Genomic DNA, 20,111 nt, shown 5'->3' on the forward strand with positions numbered 1-20,111 from the left:
TTGAACCGAGTCGGAGCTTCGACTTCGGCTGCCAAACAAGAACAATAAGGAGATACCCGTGCAGAGCGCTCTCAAGCCACTCGCCCTTGCCATCTTGCTGGCGGGCGTATCCGTTGCAGCACATGCGGAGACCAGCCCCTACAGCCAATTCGTCAACTTCGGCGACTCGCTGAGTGATGCTGGCAACTTTCCAGACGTCGGCAGTCCTCTATTAGGGGGCAATCCAACCGGCGGTCTGCGCTTTACCAATCGCACTGGCCCGACCTATGCGGCCAACAACACCGAATATGCGGGACAGGTTGTTACCCAAGTACTCGCCAACCGCCTGGGCCTTCAGTCGCTGCCATCGACCCCAATCCTGCCGCGCCTTCTGACGGGCAATCCAGACGGTACCAACTACGCAGTAGGTGGTTACCGTACGGATCAGATCCTTGACTCACTCATTGGCACCTCGACGGTCGACGCCGGAGGAGGCCTGACACGCAGCCGGCCTGGGTATCTGGTGCAAAACCCGCAGGTTGACCCGAATGGGCTGTATTACCTCAACGGTGGCGCCAACGATATCTTTCAACTTCAAGCCAGGCCGACGACCATGGCGCTGGCAGCAGCGAACATGGTTCAGGCGGTAGGCGCGCTGCAGAACGCAGGCGCCCGCTACATCATCATTTCCGACCTGCCCGATGTTGGTAATACCCCGCTAGGGACACAACTCGGGACCAGCGCGTTTCTCAACAGCCTGAGCGACAGTTTCAACGCCGAGCTCGCTGCAGGACTGCAGGCACAAGGGGGCAACTACGTTCTGTTGAACAACCGTCTACTGCTTTCTGAAGTTCGCGCAGACCTTGCTCGCTACGGATTCGACCCCACTATCAACCAGACCGCGGTCTGCTTTGATGGGGGCAATTGTCCGCTAGATCCGACTTATGGCCTGGGTACCGCAAACGCGGATCCGAGCCGTTTGTTGTTCAACGACGCGGTCCACCCAACCACCGCAGTCCACCAGATAAGCGCTGACTATATCTACTCCATTCTTTCAGCACCGGCAGAGGTATCACTGCTACCAGAGATGGGCCGTTCGGCGCTGCGCAACCACCTCCGGTTACTCGACAGCGAACTCGCTGCCCAGCGTGGCAACTGGCAATCGGTAGGCGGCTGGCGAACCTTCGTTCAAGGAGGTTACAACCGTCCCGAGTACGACGGTTTCGGAGGCGGCGATGGGGACAGCCCGACCCTGGCGATTGGACTGAGCAACCGTGTCAGCGAGCACTGGCTGGCGGGACTCAGTCTGGGCCTGGCGCAGAACTCGCTCAGCCTCGGTGCAGGGGACTCGGACTACGATATGCGCAGCTATCTGGCGAGCGCGTTTGCCAGCTATCAACAAGACCGGTTTTTCGCTGACCTCAATGCCAGCGCGGGCTACCTTGACTACGATTCACTGGACCGCACCTTTTCCCTCGGCGTAGCGGAACGCTCAGAAAAAGGCAGTACTGAAGGCATGGCCTGGGGCGTGTCCGCCAAGACCGGATTCAACCTGATGCAGATGGGGGATCCATTAGAGTTCGGCCCGTTCATCGGTGCCAGCTATCAGAAAATCGACGTCGACGGTTATAGAGAGCAAGGCGCCAGCTCGACCGCTTTGAGCTACGAAGACCAAGAGCTGGAATCACTTCGTTTGTCGGTCGGACTATTTGGCACTTATGCAGTGTCGGAGCGCACTCGGCTGTTTGGCGAGGTCGCCCGCGAGGTCGAGCGCGAGGATGAGCAGCGCGATGATCTGCGTATGTCATTGAACAGCGTGCCGACTAATAGCTTTGAGCTGCCGGGTGCGACCCCGACGGGCGACCAGACCCGTTTCAGTGTCGGTATCGCGCACCAGCTGACGACAGGCCTCAGCGTCCGGGCCAATTACAACTACCAAGGCAACGACAACCGCAACCAGGGTGTCGGGTTATCCCTGGCGCTGGACTTGTAAACCGCCACTCCTCCTTTGACTGATTCGCCTGGCCACTGCGTAACATACGCAGCGGCCTTTTTTATCCAGGCTTGCCTAGCGCTGGTCTATCTGTTGCTGGAGGTTGGCAATCTGCCCCTGCAGCGTGTTGATGTTGCGGGTCATCTGGGCTCTGAACGCATCGAACTCTGACGTCACTACGCCTGGCGTAGCGGCAGGCCGGTTATCCAGTTCACTGCGCAAGATGAGCACGTCCTGCTCCAAGCGACTGATCGCCTGGCTGGCATCGCCCCTCTGCTTCAACGCTGCGACGTCCTTGCTCAGCCCGTCAATTCGGCCAGACAGCTTGCCCAGCTCGTCCACCGAACCCTTCAGCGCCGACATCGATGACGTGAGCGCGGCCTGATCACTTGCAACCTTTTTAACGGTATCGGCGAGCGTGGCTGCTGCAGACTGATGCTCTCGCACGTCAGTGGCGATGCGCTCGATCTGTCCACCCTGTTCGTCCAGGCGCTTGTCCTGATTACCCTGTTTGCCGGTCAGGCTCTGCTGCTGGGTAGTGATAGCCCGCTGTTGCTCTGCCAAGTCCAGCGCCTGCTTTTCAAGCTGCTTGATGCGCAGCTTCAAGGCCTCGCCTTCGGTGGTGACGCTGGATTCGGTCGCCACGATCTTGCCGGAGATATCCTGCAACCGGCCGGTCGCGTCTTCGCTGATGCGTGCAAAACTTTCTTGTGTGGCCACCAGCTGAGCTTCGAGCCTGGATACCTGCTGCAGGCCCCACCAGCCCAACGCGATCAGCAAGCCGAACAGCACCAGAATCAGGAACCACAGCGGCGCAGTGCTGGCGGCACGGCGCTTCTGGCGCGGCCGCGCATCGTCGGCAGCCTGACTCGTCGACTTGCCAATCGGCTCGAGCTCCGGCGCTGGGTACGGATCGCGATCGCGGCCGGCTGTCAGGCTGGGTATGTTGTCCAGTTCGTCGTGAGCATCGTTGCGCATGGGGTACCTTTAAGGGCGCGAAGCAAGAGACAGCGCGCAGTATAACGATTCAGCAGGGGCTCTTCAGCGCCATCGCCCGTCCAGAACCTGCACCTGCCTGCACCTGGAATAGGCGTCCCGCGCCGAGGCGATTCAAGACCGTGCAAACCGCAGCGACGCGCGCTGGTCAGCACCTCGCTGCATCATGCTGATGTAAAGCGCATTCAGGCGGTAAAGCCATGTGCAACGCACTTCCGGTAGGTTTTCTAAGCAAAACAGGCAATCCAAACAGCAACTGGTACGCCTGTTGCTTGAGCATTCATGCCAGCGGATAGCGCTTTCCGACACGGATGTCGGGCCAAAACGCCAAGAACGGCCGATAGATTGGAGGATGAATCGTCATGGAGTTCAACAAGTCCGTACTGGATTGCATGCAGCAGCTGCGTCGTCGGCTGCGTGACGAGAAGCAGCTGAACATTCGTCTGAGCCAACCGGATGCGATCCAGGCCATGCTGACCGCCTGTCTCTGCTCCGGCGACGAGATGACGCGAGACCTGGGCAGACAACTGGCCACGTACAGCGATATGCCCGCCATTTTTACCCCGCCGTCCACGCCAGCAGACCGTAGCGGCCCATCGGTACGCATCTACCGTGGCCAGCGAGTCGTCGGCTAATCCGTTTTATAGATCAACCATTGCCTGGCCGAGCGTGACAGCTGCCGTGTGAGTTCGCCGAGCAACTCACCGCCGTTGCGCCAATGGTGCCAATACAGCGGCACATCAATCGGTTCGCCCGGATAAACATCAACCAACTCCCCGCTCGCCAATTCCGCGCGTACCTGCAGTTCAGGCACCAACCCCCAACCCATGTCGCTTTGCAGCAGCCGGACAAAGCCTTCGGATGACGGGCATAGATGATGACTGAACGCCCCCTTCAGGCCTAACGCCTCTAGATAGCGGTGCTGCAGCTGGTCATCAGGGCCGAATACGATCGCCGGGGCCTTTAATAAGGCCTCGACCGGCGCGTCCGGCCTGAGGTGCCGGGCAACGTAGGCGGGACTGGCAAGCGCCCGGTAGCGCATGGCGCCAAGAAATTCACTGCGCGCACCCGCCAACGGCCGTTCGACTGCACATACACACGCAGCAACCTCCCCCGCTCGCATCCGCTTGAGCCCGACATCCTGATCCTCCAACACGTGATCGAGCACCACGCCATAACGGGTGCAAAAAGGTGCGACGGCACCCGGCCACCAGGTAGCCAGGCTGTCGGAGTTCAGCGCGATGCGCAGTCGCTCCGGCAGTCGGCTCTCGTCCAGCCCCGGAACCTGCCCCTGCAAATCACGTTCGAGCAGACGTACCTGCTGCACATGGTTAAGCAAACGCCGACCAACCTCAGTTGGCTGGGGTGGCGAAGCGCGTAAAAGCACCGGCTGCCCCAACCGAGCCTCGAGCAGCTTTATGCGCTGCGACACGGCCGACTGCGACAGTCCCAACGACTGCGCAGCGCGATCAAATCCCGCTTGCTCAACCACCGCCGCCAAAGCGACCAGTAACTTGTAATCGAACATTCGATTTCCTTATGAGGCATTACCGAATTTCGTTTTTCTTATAGGCCAACAGCACCGAGACTGCGAGCATCTCTTGACGATAGGGCAACGCATCATGTGGCAGAGCTACTTTAACGGGCTTCTAATCACAGCTGGACTGATCATTGCCATCGGCGCGCAGAATGCATTTGTCCTGGCGCAGAGCCTGCGCCGCGAGCACCATCTACCGGTAGCTGCGCTCTGCATCCTCTGCGACATTCTGTTGGTCAGCGTTGGCGTCTTCGGTCTCGCTGCGGTACTGGCAGAAAATCCAGTGCTGCTACAAATCACGCGATGGGGAGGCGTGCTGTTCTTGCTGTTCTACGGTGCCATTGCGTTACGTCGTGCAGCGCGCCCACAAGCCTTGCTGGAAAACGACCAACGGGGGCCCCGCTCGCTGCAGAGCGTGTTGCTCGCCGCCTTGGCCGTGACGTTGCTAAACCCGCACGTCTACCTCGATACGGTACTGCTGATCGGCTCCCTCGGCGCGCAGCAACCCGAGCCCGCGGCTTATACGCTGGGCGCCGCGAGCGCCTCGACTCTGTGGTTTCTGATTCTTGCACTGGGGGGCGCCTGGCTTGCACCTTGGCTGGCGCGACCGCTGACCTGGCGACTGATCGATCTGGGCGTGGCGACCATGATGTTCACGGTAGCCGCACAGCTTGTTGTCCTGGCCTAAGGAACGCCCAGTGTAATCGGAGGTCCACGCAGAGGGCCTCGGACATCCTCTCCCCGTGCGCCAGAACCTTGTTACAAGGCTCTGGCCCTGGCTTTCCCACACAGTTGACGCGTGGTTTTGCCACAGGCTGAGTGCTATGATCCTTGGTCCGCGGGCATGGAGTGGAACGCTTCAGCCCGCCATTGCGGCCGCCCGTGATCGGCCGAAGAATGCGCAAGCATGTAGCGAGCGAAGGGAAAGACAGGCGTAAACGGACGAACATCAATGCAGTAGTTTTCTCCGTTCCGCGAGGCGCTGGTTACCAGTGCAGACTGCCTCCTTCCGAGCCGCATCTATTCTCGACACCTGAGCAGGAGATACACCATGGCTTTCGAATTGCCGCCGCTTCCGTTTGAAAAGAACGCCCTCGAGCCGCACATTTCCGCTGAAACCTTTGAATATCACCACGGCAAGCATCATCAGGCCTACGTGACCAACCTGAACAACCTGGTCCCAGGCACCGAGTTCGAAGGCAAGGATCTGGAAACCATCATCAAGACCTCTTCCGGTGGCATCTTCAACAATGCCGCTCAGGTCTGGAACCACACCTTCTTCTGGAACTGCATGGCCCCGAATGCCGGCGGCGAGCCAACTGGCGCCCTGGCTGATGCCATCAATGCTTCTTTCGGATCCTTCGACAAGTTCAAGGAAGAGTTCACCAAGACCGCAATCGGCACCTTCGGCTCCGGCTGGGCCTGGCTGGTCAAGAAGTCCGACGGCAGCGTCGGCCTGGCGAGCACCATCGGTGCCGGCAACCCGATGACCGCTGGTGACAAGCCGCTGCTGACCTGCGACGTCTGGGAGCACGCTTATTACATCGACTACCGCAATGCCCGTCCGAAGTTCGTCGAGGCATTCTGGAACGTTGTTAACTGGGACTTCGTCGCGAAGAATTTCGCCGGCTGAGCCTAGGCCTGCTTGAAGGGCTGGACTGCCGGCCCTTCGCGCAACTAAAAATGCCCGCATTCATGCGGGCATTTTTTTGGGTAAGCGAAATGAAACGGCATCTGCTCGAGCAAATAAGACTCTAGCGATCTTGGTTCGATGGCATTGCACGACGGGAAGCAGATCAGTACTGGCAAGCGCAGGACGCGCAGCCGGGACGCCGCCAGATGGCGCCAGCCCTATGCCGGACTATTCCATATCGCAAAGATGATGCGAGCGGCAGTCACTACCGCCCGCCAGGCTCTTGAAGCTCGTGAAGCCCAATCAGGCCTTGGGCAAGGTCACGCCACGCTGGCCCTGATATTTACCACCGCGATCCCGGTAAGAGGTTTCGCACTCTTCATCCGACTCCAGGAACAGCATCTGTGCCACGCCTTCGTTGGCGTAGATCTTCGCTGGCAAGGTGGTGGTGTTGGAGAACTCCAGCGTCACGTGCCCTTCCCACTCGGGCTCAAGCGGCGTGACGTTGACGATGATCCCGCAACGGGCATAGGTGCTCTTACCCAGGCAAATGGTCAGCACGTTGCGCGGAATGCGGAAGTATTCGACCGTACGCGCCAGCGCAAAAGAATTCGGCGGGATGATGCAGACGTCACTCTTTACATCGACAAAGCTTTTCTCGTCGAAGTTCTTAGGGTCGACGACTGCCGAATTGATGTTGGTGAATATCTTGAATTCGTCAGCGCAGCGCACATCGTAGCCATAGCTGGACACGCCGTAGGAAATCAGGCGCTCGCTGCCCTCGGTCCGCACCTGGCGTTCCACGTAGGGCTCGATCATGCCGTGCTCCTGGGCCATCCGGCGAATCCACTTATCCGATTTGATGCTCATGGCGGGCGTCCTGATTTAGCTGATGGTCGTTTAGATAAAGGCGTGCATCTTACCGACCACATGGACCCGGTTCAAAGGCCACGAGCCGGGTCCATGCGTCGCATCTCTGGCGCTTCGGGCGGAAACTGAAAATAATGCTCGCAATGCGACAGAAATGGAGTATCTTTCATTGGCTGCTGCTGCATGTGTCACCGTGAATCGCTACATGTTTAGATTTCGATCCGATCATTGCTACGACTCCTAACTCCTTGCACACAGTCACCGTTCGGGGTATTTGCCCGTTCAAATCATCTCTACACCTTGTTCAAGGAGACATTTCAAATGTCCAATCGCCAAACCGGTACCGTTAAGTGGTTCAACGATGAGAAAGGCTTCGGCTTCATCACTCCGCAATCCGGTGACGACCTCTTCGTACACTTCCGCGCCATCCAAGGCGACGGTTTCAAGAGCCTGAAAGAAGGCCAGCAAGTTTCCTTCGTCGCTACTCGCGGCCAGAAGGGCATGCAAGCTGAGGAAGTTCAGGTTATCTAACCTGAAGCTTTTCTGCTGAAAAAGCCCCGCTTCGGCGGGGCTTTTTTATGCGTGCGATTTACTGTGCTCAGCGTCAGAGGGCGGCAGCCTCCCTCCAAGGACGATTCTACTCAGTCGATCAGACCTCCTCGGTCGACCAAGGCGACGCACAGAGCGCCGCCATACCGAAGGTCAGTCGTCGGACACAGTGATGTTTGGCATCGACTGCGCAATGATCTGCCCGCTCTGGGAAATCCGCGCACCCACACTGCGTGCCATCTGTTGATAGATCATCGCGATCTGACTTTCCGGATCGGCAATGGTTGTTGGCTTACCTGCGTCAGCCTGGCTGCGGATTGCCATGGAAAGCGGTAACGAAGCCAGCAACTCAACGTTGTACTGCGTTGCCAGCTTCTCACCACCCCCTTCGCCGAACAGATGTTCGGCATGCCCGCAGTTCGAGCAGATGTGGATGGCCATGTTTTCCACCACACCGAGCACAGGGATGTTCACCTTGCGGAACATCTCCACGCCTTTCTTGGCATCCAGCAGGGCCAGATCCTGCGGCGTCGTGACAATCACCGCACCCACTACAGGCACCTTCTGCGCCAAGGTCAGCTGGATATCACCCGTACCCGGCGGCATATCCACCACGAGATAGTCGAGATCATTCCAGGCCGTCTGAGTGATCAATTGCAGTAAGGCACCGGAGACCATCGGGCCTCGCCAGACCATCGGCGTCTTGTCGTCGGACAGGAAGGCCATCGACATGACCTGAACGCCATGCGCTTCCAGCGGGATGAACGCCTTATTGTCGCGGATTTCCGGTCGCGTACCTTCGGGAATGCCAAACATGATGCCCTGGCTAGGCCCGTAGATATCCGCATCCAACACGCCCACCCGCGCCCCTTCGCGCGCAAGCGCCAGCGCCAGGTTGGCAGCCGTGGTCGATTTACCGACGCCGCCCTTGCCGGACGCGACAGCAATGATGTTTTTGACGTTGGCCAGTGCTTCAACCTGGTCCTGCGCCTTGTGTGAGCGGATCACACAGGCGACCTGCACATCCGCGCGGGTCACGCCGTCGAGCTGCTCAATGGCCATCGCCAGCATCTGCGCCCAACCGCTGCGAAACAGCCCAGCCGCGTAGCCCAATTCGATCTGCACGCTAACGTGATCACCCACTACATCAATGGAACGCACGCAACCAGCAGCCACCGGGTCCTGGTTCAGGTTAGGGTCGGTGTACTGGCGCAGTACGGCTTCGACAGCTTCGCGTGTGACGGTCATGACTACTCCCAAGAAAACCTACTAAAACAGACGGGCATCTTACCCCGTGCCGCCACAAGGGCTCATCAAGCGCGTCAATGTGGCGCGGCACTCGCTATTCGACCCGTGCCGTCCGCACCAGTGCGGATGAAAAAAAACTGCGTGACCTTTATAGTGGCCGACTCACTTCGCAACCTCGACTGCAGACTTTCCCATGTCCGAAGCTCGCCAAATCCTCGTCACCAGTGCCCTGCCCTACGCCAACGGTTCGATTCACCTTGGCCACATGCTCGAGTACATCCAGACGGACATGTGGGTGCGGTTCCAGAAGCTTCGCGACAACCAGTGCATATACGTCTGTGCGGACGACGCGCACGGCTCGGCCATCATGCTGCGCGCCGAAAAGGAAGGCATCACGCCCGAGCAACTGATCGCCAACGTGCAGGCCGAGCACAGTGCCGACTTCGCCGACTTCCTGGTCGACTTCGACAACTTTCATTCGACCCACTCGGAAGAAAACCGCGAGCTGTCGAGCCTGATCTACACCAGGCTGCGCGACGCCGGCCACATCGCCACGCGCTCGGTCACCCAATATTTCGACCCGGAAAAGGGCATGTTCCTCGCCGATCGCTTCATCAAGGGCATCTGCCCGAAATGCGCGGCCGAGGATCAGTATGGCGACAACTGCGAAAAGTGCGGCGCCACTTACGAACCCACCGAACTGAAGAACCCGCGATCGGCCATCTCAGGCGCCACCCCAGTGCTGCGCGACTCCAAGCACTTCTTCTTCAAGCTGCCCGATTTCGAGGCGATGCTAAAAGAGTGGACCCGCAGCGGCAGCCTGCAGGATTCGGTCGCCAACAAGATCGCCGAGTGGCTCGACGGCGGGCTACACGAGTGGGACATCTCCCGCGATGCGCCCTACTTCGGTTTCGAGATTCCGGATGAGCCGGGCAAGTACTTCTACGTCTGGCTGGATGCGCCCATCGGCTACATGGCGAGCTTCAAGCACCTCTGTGCACGTCGCCCTGAGCTGAACTTCGATGCTTTCTGGAACAAGGATTCCAGCGCCGAGCTGTACCACTTCATCGGCAAGGACATCATCAACTTCCACACCCTGTTCTGGCCCGCCATGCTCGAAGGTGCCGGTTTCCGCAAGCCCACCGCCGTCGCGGTGCATGGTTACCTCACGGTGAACGGGCAGAAGATGTCCAAATCGCGGGGCACCTTTATCAAAGCGCGCACCTATCTCGATCACCTGAACCCCGAGTATCTGCGCTACTACTACGCGGCCAAACTGGGCCGCGGCGTCGATGACCTGGACCTGAATCTCGAAGACTTCGTACAGAAGGTCAATTCCGACCTGGTGGGGAAGGTCGTAAACATCGCCAGCCGTTGTGCCGGCTTTATTCACAAGCTAGCGGATGGAGCACTCCCTTCTGAAGAGTTTGTTAAAGAACATCTCAAACGATTCCCTACCGAGTCTGGTTGGGACGTGTTTTATGATGAAAGAGCTCAGCGAGTTATTGATAAAGAAATCGAGGGAGCTTATGAGCGAAGGGACTTTGCACAAGCCATGCGAGCAATCATGCAGCAGGCAGACTTCGCTAACGGTTTCATCGCAGCCGTAGCACCTTGGGCACTGGCGAAGGAAGGTCGTAATGAAGAGTCTATCGCGGCCTCTGCATTAGGTATCAACTGGTTCCGACGCATCATCACTTGGCTAAAGCCCGTGCTGCCAAATCTTGCTGCGCAAGCAGAACAGTTCCTAAATATTGAGCCCCTATTTTGGGATGACTATAAGATCTTTCTGCAAAACCATCAGCTGAACGCCTTCACCCCGCTATTGACCCGTATCGAGCCTACCAAAATCGAAGCCATGATCGAATCATCCAAGAAAGACCTCGCCTCCACCGAAACCGCCGCGCCCGGCGCAACCCTCGAGACTGGCAACGGCGAGCTGACCAAGGAGCCGATTGCCGCCGAGATCGCTTTCGATGCCTTTGCTGCCGTGGACCTGCGCATCGCGCTGATCGAGAAGTGCGAGTTCGTTGAAGGCGCCGACAAACTGCTGCGCCTGACGCTGGATATCGGCGACGCCAAGCGCAACGTGTTCTCCGGCATCAAGAGCGCCTACCCGGACCCAAGCAAGCTGGAAGGTCGCCTGACCCTGTACGTCGCCAACCTGGCCGCGCGCAAGATGAAGTTCGGCGTCTCCGAAGGCATGGTGCTGGCTGCCGGCCCTGGCGGTGAAGAGATCTACCTGCTCAGCCCGGACAGCGGCGCCAAGCCCGGTCAACGCGTCAAGTAATGATGGAAACGAAAAGCCCGGTGCAAAGCCGGGCTTCTTTTTTTGACTCCACTTACGCTCCACCGCAGCCACTGCCCGGAGGCGGTTATGACTGTTACGCCCGATCCCAGTAACTGCCCAATCTGCGGCGAGCCGAATCAATGCAGCCTGTCAAACCCGGCGACCGCCACACAGCCGTGCTGGTGCTTTACCGCCGAGATCGCAGCCGAAGCCCATGAACGCATTCCCGATGAGGCGCTAAACAAGGCCTGCATCTGCCCGCGCTGCGCTCGCGGCGAGTCGCCCGCAAACCCGTAATGCGCCTCGACCGCTTCCTCGCCAACCTGCCCCATTGCAGCCATCGCCAGGCGCGCCTGTTGCTGGCGTCGGGCCGCGCTTCGGTGAATGGAGAGACTATCTGCGACAGCACCCATGACGTTCGCGTCTTCGACCGTATCGAGCTGGACGGCGAGGTGCTGCAGGCCGGCAAACCGGCACGCTTCTTTATGCTCAACAAGCCCGCCGGCTGCGTCAGTGCCACCGCCGACCCGCAACACCCTACGGTGCTGGACCTGCTGCATGAGCCGGACAAGGACGAGTTGCACATTGCCGGGCGGCTGGACTTCAACACCACAGGGCTATTGATCATCACCAACGACGGCCTCTGGTCCCGTCGCCTGACACAACCAGAGAGTCTGCTGGGCAAAACCTATCTGGTCGAAACCGAAGGCCCGATCGACCTCATCTGCATCGAGCGCTTCGCCAAAGGCCTCTACTTTCGCTTCGAAGACCTCACCACCCTGCCCGCCGAACTCGAACTGCTCGGCTCCCACCAGGCTCGTCTGACCCTGCATGAAGGCCGCTACCATCAGGTCAAACGCATGTTCGGCCACTTCAACAACAAGGTCACCGCGCTGCACCGAGAACGCATGGGCCCGCTCACGCTAGACCCCACCCTCGCCCCCGGCCAATACCGCAGCCTGACCGCGACTGAAATCGAACAGATCTGACGCATTCATCGACCTAAACGCCGCACCCGCTTCTACTCGCACCGCCGTTCTGGTACAAAGGCTGCCTACGCGGGCGTCGTATAATGGCATTACCTGAGCTTCCCAAGCTCATGACGAGGGTTCGATTCCCTTCGCCCGCTCCAGAATTGAAAAGGCCCTGCATTCGCGGGGCTTTTTCGTTTAGCGTTTCACTTGCCGCGACCGAACCAAGTCTGATCAGACATAGCAAGCACGCTTCAACTGAGATCTCAGAGATCTTAGTGGCCGGATCAAGGCTCGTCATTTGTTAAGCGGTAGCTCCACCCCAATGGTCTAAACGTCTATCCCTAACCTCGGTCATGGTTTGGTTGCTCGACGTGAAATGCCGAACAGACCAGCCCGGCGTTATAGTCCACGCGACAAGGCGTCGCTCTGGGAGCGTCTATGCTTGTCTCATTCCTTGAGACGTTCGTTCACCCGAAAGCAAAGGCTGCCAGTGTGAAGCACCCGTTAGTAACTGCGATGCTGCTTTTCCTGCTGCTCGGTCCTTCAGTCCAGGCCACGCAGTATCGAATCGTGACCGAAGACTGGGGGCCCTATAACTACGTGGAGGACGGGCAGTTGACCGGCCTGGCCACGCATATCGTGCGGCGCATCATGGCGCTGACCGGGGATGACTTCGAGATGATGGTGCTACCCAGCATGCGGGCTGCCCATGCGTTACAGACTCAGGGCAAGACCATCATGTATGCAGTGTTTCGCACGCCTGGGCGAGAGCCGATGTACAAATGGGTCGGACCAATCGTGGAAACTGCCATTCATCCCTACCAGCTGGCCAGCACTCAAAACCCGATTAACACGCTGGAACAGTTGCTTACCGCCCCGCGGATTGCTACGCGCCGTGCCGGTTTGATCCCGACGATGCTGCAATCGTGGGGCTTTAAGAATCTCGACAAAAGCGCATCCAACAGCGTGCAGCTATACCGCATGCTAATGGCCGGACGGGCCAGCATCATCATTGGCGACACCGATGCTGGCGTCGCTTATCACAGCGCTGAGCTGGGGATCGCACCGGATGCGTTGCGGCAAATTCCAATCGAGATATTTCGGGCCCCCTTTACATCGCCTTCAGCCGTGACTGCGACGACGAGCTGGTAGCCGCTTGGGGTAGTGCACTTGATCAACTGCGACGCTCGGGCGAACTACAGCGCATCTGGCAACAATACGAGGCACCTACTAAGCGACAAGATTAATCCACTAGTCCTTGTACTCTGCATCACCGTAACGTCCGCGGGCTTGGCGTGATAAGTCCGGTGGCTTGATCCCTGACACTACGGCATGAATCTTATTTGATGTCCCGTCCCTACTGGGGGCAAGGAAGGCAGCGGAAGTACGAGACAGACGATCTTAAGATTATCTTTGAGGTTGCGCTTAGGGCTCTCAGGCTTTGGTTACTGAAAGCTCTGACTTTCGGGCGCCACGAAGACACTAATAGTTATTGGTATCTCCCCTGGCTTCATCGGACTTCTATTTATTCTGTTACTGATTTTTTAAAGTTCGTAACGTTTACGACTCTGAATGCTACGGCCCTGATTTGACGCTTATTATTTGCCATCGGCAAAAGCAGGGAGGCGACATTGGCGGCGTGCCGTGGTTTAACAAAGAGCAAGCACAACCCATGCAGATGGTTAGCCAGCCTCCTGTTGCCAGTTACGGCGCGCCTGAACAGAACCGACCGCAGCGCCGCAGCAGCCGCAGCAGCCGCAGCAGCAGCAGCCGCACACGAGCCAAGAACAAATCGAATGGTTCAAACAACCCGTCGCACGCGCCTCCGAACCACGCCAAACATCTTCCATTGACGATAACTACACGCCCAAGCAGCCAGCCAGCACCTATACACCACCGGCATTTCATCGGGTTACCGCAGCCACGCCCACCACTAACGAACGCAGGGCGCGCACGGTAAATCGGGAACGCACTTCTAAGTGGATCAAAAGCTGGAACGGCGGCACCAACTATCTGGCGGAATGGATAGCAGTAAACAACTACATCGACGGAACGAGCGTATGCGGAAATCACCGCAGAGGCTCAATCGACTATCGAGAATGTCGCAAAGCTGCCAAACAGCACTTCCATGGGCAGTGCCGGACATGGCGTGCGCGCTTTGATGGTGACCGCAAAGGTCATAGCGAGCGGATGAGAACGCGGTATTGCGGAGCCGCGAGTAGTTTTGATCCTATAGGCTGACCTTCGCTGGCAGCTGTCTGAGCATATCGTTCTGTTCCAAGCTTTTTGTTGCCATTTACCGACACCCCACCCTCCACAACTGATCCATCCGCGTGGTAAAGCTCTGGCTCATCATTTCCCGCCGCATGCCCCAATCCGGCGCCGTGGGTATGCGCCCCGGCCTAAGCGTGTTCCGCCCCCACTTCGCGTTTACGGCGTCGAGCACGCCCATGACGCGCTCCGTGGTGGCGGGTTGGGTTTCGCTGAAGAGGTCGTCGGTGTATTCGCCGTGCTGGCAGAGGTCCATCAGTAGCACTTCGGCTTTGCTGAAGGCGAAGCCTTCGCGATAGATCAGCTCCAGCCCGGCGATGGCGGCGCGGGTGATGTAACGGGTGTCGTCGGTGGGGTATGGCAGTTCGCAGACGATGCCTTTGGCGAACCTGGGCTCGTCCGGGTTGAACATGCCGGTGCGGATGCTGACGCGTACGCGCTTGCACAGCGATTGCTGGGCGCGCAGTTTCTCGCTGGCGCGGGCGGCATAGGTGGCAACGGCTTCGCTGATGGGGGCGAGTTCGCGCAGGCGGTCGCCGAACATGCGTGAGCAGCAGATTTCCTGCTTGGGTGGCGCGGCGTCTTCAAGTTCAAGGCAGGGCGTTCCGCGAAGTTCGCGGGCTGTTTTCTCGACCACCACGCTGAATTGTTTGCGCAGGGTCCAGGCATCCGCATTGGCCAGGTCCCAGGCGCTCCGGATGCCCATGCTGTTGAGGTGTTCGGTCATGCGCCGGCCAACGCCCCACACATCGCTCACGCCCGTGACGCGCAACACCTTGTCGCGCCGCTCGGGGTCGCGCAGATCGACCACGCCGCCGGTTTGCTTCTGCCAGCGCTTGGCCGAGTGGTTGGCGAGCTTGGCGAGCGTCTTGGTGTTGGCGATACCCACGCCGACCGGTATGCCGGTAAGGCGCAACACGTCGGCGCGGATGCGACGCCCGATGGATTCCGCGTCGGGCACGCCTGAAAGATCAGCGAAGGCTTCGTCGATGGAATACACCTCGACGGCCGGCACGCGCTGTTCGATCACCGTCATCACGCGCTCGCTCATGTCGCCGTAGAGCGCGTAGTTGCTGGAAAACACCACGACGCCCCAGCGCTCCAGATCACGGCGGACCTTGAAATATGGCGCGCCCATCTTGATACCGAGGGCTTTGGCTTCCGCCGAGCGAGCGATCACACAGCCGTCGTTATTGGAGAGTACGACGATGGGCGTGGTGCGCAGGTCCGGGCGGAAGACGCGCTCGCAAGCGGCGTAGAACGAGTTGCAGTCGATCAGCGCCAGTACGCGCTCAGTATTTGCCATGGAAACGCACACTGAAGGGCACCACGCCCCAGACGTAGAGCTCTTCGCTTTCAAGCAGATAGCGCGGGGGAAACTTGGGGTTGGCGGAGCGCAGGATGATCTGTTCGCCCTGCCGATCGAAGATCTTCACCAGTGGCTCGTTGTTGAGCGCTGCAATGACGATCTCGCCCTTCTCCGCTTCGCGCCCGCGATCGATGATGAGGATGTCCCGGTCGAAAATACCCACGTGAATCATGCTGTCGCCGTCCGCTCGCGCCAGGTAGGTGTGCGGCGCACGGATGTTCATCAGCTCATCGAGCGAGAGCGTGCCTTCCATATGATCCTGCGCGGGGCTGGGGAAGCCAGCGGGCACGCAGAAGCTGAAAAACGGCAGGGCAATGGTGGACGGAGCAGCGGGCCCCAGGAAATGCACGGGCATGGCACAGACCTCAAACTGTATATGCGTACAGTATTGAGAGCCGAGAGCCGGGTCAATCGAACCGGACGTAAGGGAGATCTGGCTTGATGCGATACGCCAACAATCGGTACAGCAAGTGGCTGAGGTTATGCGACGTCTCATGCTCACCTTGCTTTGCAATATCCCTTCGCTGTTCCGACCGCAAAAAAAGCCCTGACTGGCAGGGCTTCTTTTCGGTCAATGATCCCGGCCCGGATCAAAGGGCCGGTTCATCAACTCCCGGGACAAGCAGGCAGCGCGGTCCGGTTCTGGGTGCCGTCGTTACGCGTGAACTGGCAGCCATAGGCAGGGTTGGCCACTACGCGCGGATTGAGGACCTCGTCACCGGCAGGCTTGATGCCCTGCTGATCCCACTGCAGCATCGCAGCCATTGCTTCGACCTGTTCTTGATAAGTGAAATCACAGTGACTGGGTGCTCGGATGGCGCGTTGCACGAGCAGGTCGCCGTTGCCGTTGGCGACGGCGTTGCGGCGATAGATCTGCTGGTGTTTGAACGGCACGTAGAGGTCGCCCAGGGTGTGGATGCTGACCACCGGGACGTTAAACTGGCCGTTCACCACCGGGATCCAGCGCAGGCCGTCCGGGCGGATGCTGTTGGCCGGTGGATGACCGATCACGCGGATGATCGAGTCGTTGAACTCGCGTTCCTCGCGGGACATCGCCTTGTTCGTGTCGAACTGATAGCGGGTGGCGAGGTTGCCGCTGAGCGAGTCGGCCAAGATGCCGTTCACCGAACCGTCCTGCCCTCCCGTACCCAGCACGACGCTCTGCAGGCCGGTGCGGAAACCTTCAGCGAAGATCGGCCGCTCGCCACCGCTGAGCTCACGAACGACCCCTTCAAGCTTTTCACCCTGCGGCGACGGATCGGTCGGGTAGCTGTCCCACAACGCGCCGATAATCAGCGGGAGCTTGGCCTGGAAGTCCGTCGCCGGGAATGTGGTCGGCCCCTGCCCTGCCAGGTGCTGGGCAGCCAGGGTGAAGTTCATCAGGTATTCGAATTCATAGACGTCGCCAGTAACGCCGCACATCGGCACCGAACCGCTGTAGCGCAGCGGGTTATTGGCGGTGGCGTAGGTTTCGGCTTCCACCGCGGCGGCCGCAACATGGCCGCCCATGGAGTGCCCGGTGATGTAGGTCTTGCTGGGCTGCGCTTTGCCGGTCAGCTCACTGAAGGCGAGCGCCAGGGCGTTGGTATCTTCAATGCCTGCACGTACGTCGTAGTAGTTCTTGCTGTAGCTCGAAGCGGCCCAAGCGTAGCCCTGCTGCAGCAGCCATGGCCGGATCGGTGGCGGCCCGACAGTGAGCTCCGGCCCTGTGCCACGGTAGCCGTGTGCGTACATGACCAGCATGCCGTTCCAGTTGGGTGGCACTTCGATCTGGTAGGACGCCCCTTCGTGGATACCGGTCCAGCGTTCGCTGGGCAGACCGGGGAATGCTGCCAAAGGCGATACGACCGGGACGAAGACGCGCGAGTCCTGTTCGCGGGACTCGCTGTGGGATACGGGCGGCTTGATCGGTTTGGAGCGAGCCTGAACATCGGCAGCGATACCGACACCGCCAACCAGCATGACACCGACGATGGCACGCGCGCAGGCTGAAGCCAACTTGCTTGGGAGCATGGGAGTTTCCTCGATTATTGTTTTTGTTTTACAGGCCTTGCTAGCGATACGAGCTTTGCCGGGCTTGCCGACCACAAGCGGTACACGCATTTCCACTAACCGTGGCAGAAAGCTTGGACCTGTCAAATTGACGGAATATCGGAGGGATGAGCGGTAGCATCGTCACGTGAATAGCAGGACTGGCGCCTCGCTTATTCACGCGCAAGATCCATTGATGTGCGCTAAAGCATGACTAATGCGGGGGAGCAAGGAGGAGGGAGACGGGGATAAAGCGGACCGAATGGCATGTGCCATCCAGCCCCGGGAAAACCCTGTGAAGTCAGCAGTTTCCTTTCTTCGCCTGGCCCGGCGGGCAATGCGTTCCGCCATGACCACCATGCCCACCACCGTCGCCGATATCGATACCGACGCCTGGCAAGCGCAGGCTGCAGCCAGTCATCAGTACAGAAGCCAATACAACGGCCACGGCCCGGATCATCATCGTAGATTGCGCTTTCATTGGAATACTCCTGAATTTCCTGACGTGCGCCACTCAACGGCGCCCGGCGCACAGTATCCAATGCTGCATCAATGGGCGACAGCCCATTCTTGCGGCGGCGCGGCGCCAACCACGAATGACGGTTTCAAGGCTTGCTGCGCTGATCGCTAAGCAGGCCCTGATCCCCACACGGCCCCTTCCTAGCCCGCGTGATATTCCGCGTCAGCCACTTCGAAACGCTGCTGAATGGAAGCCGCAGGCTCCTTGCCCATGATGCTCACCACATAGATGGCGATGCTGGCGAGGATGAAGCCCGGGATGATTTCGTACAGCCCTAGACCGATGAATTGCTTCCAGACCACCACGGTAATCGCGCCAACCAGCATGCCGGCGAGCGCGCCGTTGCGGGTCATGCGCTTCCACACCAAAGAGATCAACACCACCGGACCAAAGGCTGCACCAAAGCCGGCCCAAGCGTAGGACACGAGGCCCAGTACCTTGCTGTCCGGATTCGACGCGATGCCGATGGCGATCAAGGCAATCAGCAGCACCATGGCCCGACCGACCCAGACCAGTTCAGTCTGCGAGGCACCTTTGCGCAGGAAAGCCTTGTAGAAGTCCTGGGTCAATGCGCTAGAGCTGACCAACAGCTGCGCGCTGAGCGTACTCATGACGGCGGCCAGCACGCCGGAGAGGATGATGCCGGCCACCCAGGGGTTGAACATCAGCTTGACCAGTTCCATGAACACACGCTCGCCGTTCTCGGTGACCGGGCCGGCCAGCGCGGGGTTATCGGCGAAGTAGGCAATGCCGAGGAAACCTACGGTTACAGCGCCTGCGAGGGTCAGGATCATCCAGGCCATGCCGATGCGGCGGGCGTTGGGGATGGTCTTCACCGAGTCGGCAGCCATGAAGCGCACCAGGATGTGCGGCTGGCCGAAGTAACCAAGGCCCCAGCCAAGCAGCGAGATGATCGCGATGAATGACAGCCCTTTGAACATGTCGAAATTCGACGGGTCCTGGGCCGCGATGGTGTCCATGGCGGTGCCCATGTCACCCAGGGCGAGGATGACGAACACCGGCGTGATCAAAAGCGCAAAGATCATCAGCGTGGCCTGCACGGTGTCGGTCCAGCTCACCGCCAGGAAACCGCCGATGAACACGTAGAGGATGGTCGCTGCCGCACCGACCCACAGCGCCGTACCGTAATCCATGCCGAACGTCGACTCGAACAAACGCGCACCGGCCACTACCCCGGACGCGCAGTAAATGGTGAAGAACACCAGAATCACCAGCGCCGAGAAGATCCGCAGCAGGCGGCTGGTGTCCTCGAAACGATGGGAGAAATAGTCCGGCAGGGTCAGCGCATTGTGGTTGTGCTCGGTGTGCACACGCAGCCGCCCCGCGACGAATATCCAGTTAAGCCAGGCGCCGGCGATGAGGCCAATAGCGATCCAGCTTTCAGACAAGCCGGCAACGAAAATCGCGCCGGGCAAGCCCATCAGCAACCAGCCGCTCATGTCCGAAGCGCCCGCAGAAAGAGCGGTGACAAAACTGCCGAGGCTGCGCCCGCCGAGGATGTAGTCGTCGAAATTCTTGGTGGCGCGGTAGGCGGTGAAACCGATGAGAATCATCGCCGCGATATAGATCACGAAAGTGATCAGGGTGGGGGTGCTCACATTCATTAGTCTTGTATTCCTTGTGCTGCGGGGACCTAGCCCCCGCCTCCACTGACTAGACGCGAACGCTTGTGGCGCAGCGCTGGCAACGGACGGTCGGGTTAGAACGAAAGCATAGCGTCTCGAAGCGCTCTTCGCTCGCGACCGGACAGTTTTGGCGGGTAAAAGTGCGAGCGGAGCGATCGAAAGACCGATCCAGAAACGCTCAGGGCAGCAGGCCAATAACGCAGGC

Annotated in this window: 17 protein-coding genes, 1 tRNA gene and 1 pseudogene; 10 read left to right on the forward strand and 9 right to left on the reverse strand. The window is 59.3% G+C overall.

Translation table 11 applies throughout. The features are described from left to right. The first annotated feature begins 58 nt into the window (after window positions 1-58). The gene (locus ALTERO38_RS14440) at window positions 59-1,972 is read left to right on the forward strand and encodes an autotransporter domain-containing protein (RefSeq protein WP_159968804.1); all 1,914 of its coding nucleotides are present in this window, start codon (window positions 59-61) and stop codon (window positions 1,970-1,972) included. Window positions 1,973-2,047: 75 nt separating this feature from the next. Here ALTERO38_RS14440 and ALTERO38_RS14445 read toward each other — a convergent pair whose 3' ends face one another. Then, the gene (locus ALTERO38_RS14445) at window positions 2,048-2,950 is read right to left on the reverse strand and encodes an ATPase (protein ID WP_148926620.1); all 903 of its coding nucleotides are present in this window, start codon (window positions 2,948-2,950) and stop codon (window positions 2,048-2,050) included. A gap of 380 nt (window positions 2,951-3,330) precedes the next feature. On the opposite strand from ALTERO38_RS14445, the gene ALTERO38_RS14450 reads away from it, so the two are divergent. Next, on the forward strand, window positions 3,331-3,603 hold the full coding sequence (locus tag ALTERO38_RS14450; protein ID WP_159968805.1) for a hypothetical protein: 273 nt from the start codon (window positions 3,331-3,333) through the stop codon (window positions 3,601-3,603). Here the strand turns inward: ALTERO38_RS14450 and ALTERO38_RS14455 are convergent. Then, window positions 3,600-4,496 (reverse strand): LysR family transcriptional regulator ArgP, encoded by an 897-nt coding sequence (locus tag ALTERO38_RS14455; RefSeq protein WP_159968806.1) that lies wholly within the window; start codon window positions 4,494-4,496, stop codon window positions 3,600-3,602. The two genes, ALTERO38_RS14450 and ALTERO38_RS14455, sit on opposite strands and share 4 nt — an antisense overlap. Before the next feature lie 94 nt (window positions 4,497-4,590). Between ALTERO38_RS14455 and ALTERO38_RS14460 the strand changes: the two genes are divergently transcribed. Next, window positions 4,591-5,193 carry a LysE/ArgO family amino acid transporter gene (locus ALTERO38_RS14460; protein WP_159968807.1) on the forward strand — a complete coding sequence of 201 codons (603 nt, stop codon included), beginning with the start codon at window positions 4,591-4,593 and terminating at the stop codon, window positions 5,191-5,193. A gap of 363 nt (window positions 5,194-5,556) precedes the next feature. Continuing rightward, entirely contained in the window at window positions 5,557-6,138 is a 582-nt protein-coding gene (locus ALTERO38_RS14465) for a superoxide dismutase (RefSeq protein WP_073300977.1), read from the forward strand. 303 nt (window positions 6,139-6,441) lie between these two features. Here the strand turns inward: ALTERO38_RS14465 and dcd are convergent, their stop codons facing one another. Then, on the reverse strand, window positions 6,442-7,008 hold the full coding sequence (gene dcd, locus ALTERO38_RS14470; RefSeq protein ID WP_102835792.1) for a dCTP deaminase: 567 nt from the start codon (window positions 7,006-7,008) through the stop codon (window positions 6,442-6,444). 321 nt (window positions 7,009-7,329) lie between these two features. Here dcd and ALTERO38_RS14475 point away from each other — a divergent pair, with 321 nt between their 5' ends. After that, entirely contained in the window at window positions 7,330-7,539 is a 210-nt protein-coding gene (locus ALTERO38_RS14475; RefSeq protein ID WP_003282211.1) for a cold-shock protein, read from the forward strand. A 171-nt stretch (window positions 7,540-7,710) separates the two neighbouring features. Here ALTERO38_RS14475 and apbC read toward each other — a convergent pair whose 3' ends face one another. Further along, the gene (gene apbC / locus ALTERO38_RS14480; protein WP_159968808.1) at window positions 7,711-8,805 is read right to left on the reverse strand and encodes an iron-sulfur cluster carrier protein ApbC; all 1,095 of its coding nucleotides are present in this window, start codon (window positions 8,803-8,805) and stop codon (window positions 7,711-7,713) included. A 193-nt stretch (window positions 8,806-8,998) separates the two neighbouring features. On the opposite strand from apbC, the gene metG reads away from it, so the two are divergent. The 5 genes and pseudogenes from metG (at window position 8,999) to ALTERO38_RS14505 (ending at window position 13,316) form a co-directional block, all read left to right on the forward strand. Then, window positions 8,999-11,095 carry a methionine--tRNA ligase gene (gene metG, locus ALTERO38_RS14485; RefSeq protein WP_159968809.1) on the forward strand — a complete coding sequence of 699 codons (2,097 nt, stop codon included), beginning with the start codon at window positions 8,999-9,001 and terminating at the stop codon, window positions 11,093-11,095. Window positions 11,096-11,182: 87 nt separating this feature from the next. Further along, window positions 11,183-11,392 (forward strand): cysteine-rich CWC family protein, encoded by a 210-nt coding sequence (locus ALTERO38_RS14490; protein ID WP_159968810.1) that lies wholly within the window; start codon window positions 11,183-11,185, stop codon window positions 11,390-11,392. Then, window positions 11,392-12,084: a pseudouridine synthase gene (locus ALTERO38_RS14495; protein WP_159968811.1), complete on the forward strand. Its 693-nt coding sequence runs from the start codon at window positions 11,392-11,394 to the stop codon at window positions 12,082-12,084. The genes ALTERO38_RS14490 and ALTERO38_RS14495 overlap by 1 nt, the downstream gene beginning before the upstream one ends. Before the next feature lie 69 nt (window positions 12,085-12,153). Further along, window positions 12,154-12,227: transfer RNA gene (locus ALTERO38_RS14500), tRNA-Gly, on the forward strand. Between the two features lie 358 nt (window positions 12,228-12,585). Then, window positions 12,586-13,316, forward strand: a pseudogene (locus tag ALTERO38_RS14505) (substrate-binding periplasmic protein). 1,049 nt (window positions 13,317-14,365) lie between these two features. On the opposite strand, the gene ALTERO38_RS14510 reads toward ALTERO38_RS14505, so the two are convergent. The 5 genes from ALTERO38_RS14510 to putP all read right to left on the reverse strand — a co-directional run bounded on the left by ALTERO38_RS14510 (window position 14,366) and on the right by putP (window position 19,885). Further along, window positions 14,366-15,646, reverse strand: coding sequence for a Y-family DNA polymerase (locus tag ALTERO38_RS14510; protein ID WP_159968812.1), 1,281 nt, complete (start codon window positions 15,644-15,646; stop codon window positions 14,366-14,368). Then, window positions 15,633-16,064, reverse strand: coding sequence for a LexA family transcriptional regulator (locus tag ALTERO38_RS14515; RefSeq protein ID WP_159968813.1), 432 nt, complete (start codon window positions 16,062-16,064; stop codon window positions 15,633-15,635). Before ALTERO38_RS14515 ends, ALTERO38_RS14510 begins: the two co-directional genes overlap by 14 nt. A gap of 251 nt (window positions 16,065-16,315) precedes the next feature. Beyond that, window positions 16,316-17,722, reverse strand: coding sequence for an alpha/beta hydrolase (locus ALTERO38_RS14520; protein WP_159968814.1), 1,407 nt, complete (start codon window positions 17,720-17,722; stop codon window positions 16,316-16,318). A 319-nt stretch (window positions 17,723-18,041) separates the two neighbouring features. After that, window positions 18,042-18,221: a hypothetical protein gene (locus ALTERO38_RS14525; RefSeq protein ID WP_148926632.1), complete on the reverse strand. Its 180-nt coding sequence runs from the start codon at window positions 18,219-18,221 to the stop codon at window positions 18,042-18,044. A gap of 179 nt (window positions 18,222-18,400) precedes the next feature. Then, entirely contained in the window at window positions 18,401-19,885 is a 1,485-nt protein-coding gene (gene putP / locus ALTERO38_RS14530) for a sodium/proline symporter PutP (RefSeq protein WP_102835763.1), read from the reverse strand. Window positions 19,886-20,111 lie beyond the last annotated feature (226 nt).

The organism is Pseudomonas sp. 9Ag (assembly GCF_902506445.1).
GTDB classification, from domain to species: Bacteria; Pseudomonadota; Gammaproteobacteria; order Pseudomonadales; family Pseudomonadaceae; genus Stutzerimonas; species Stutzerimonas stutzeri_AB.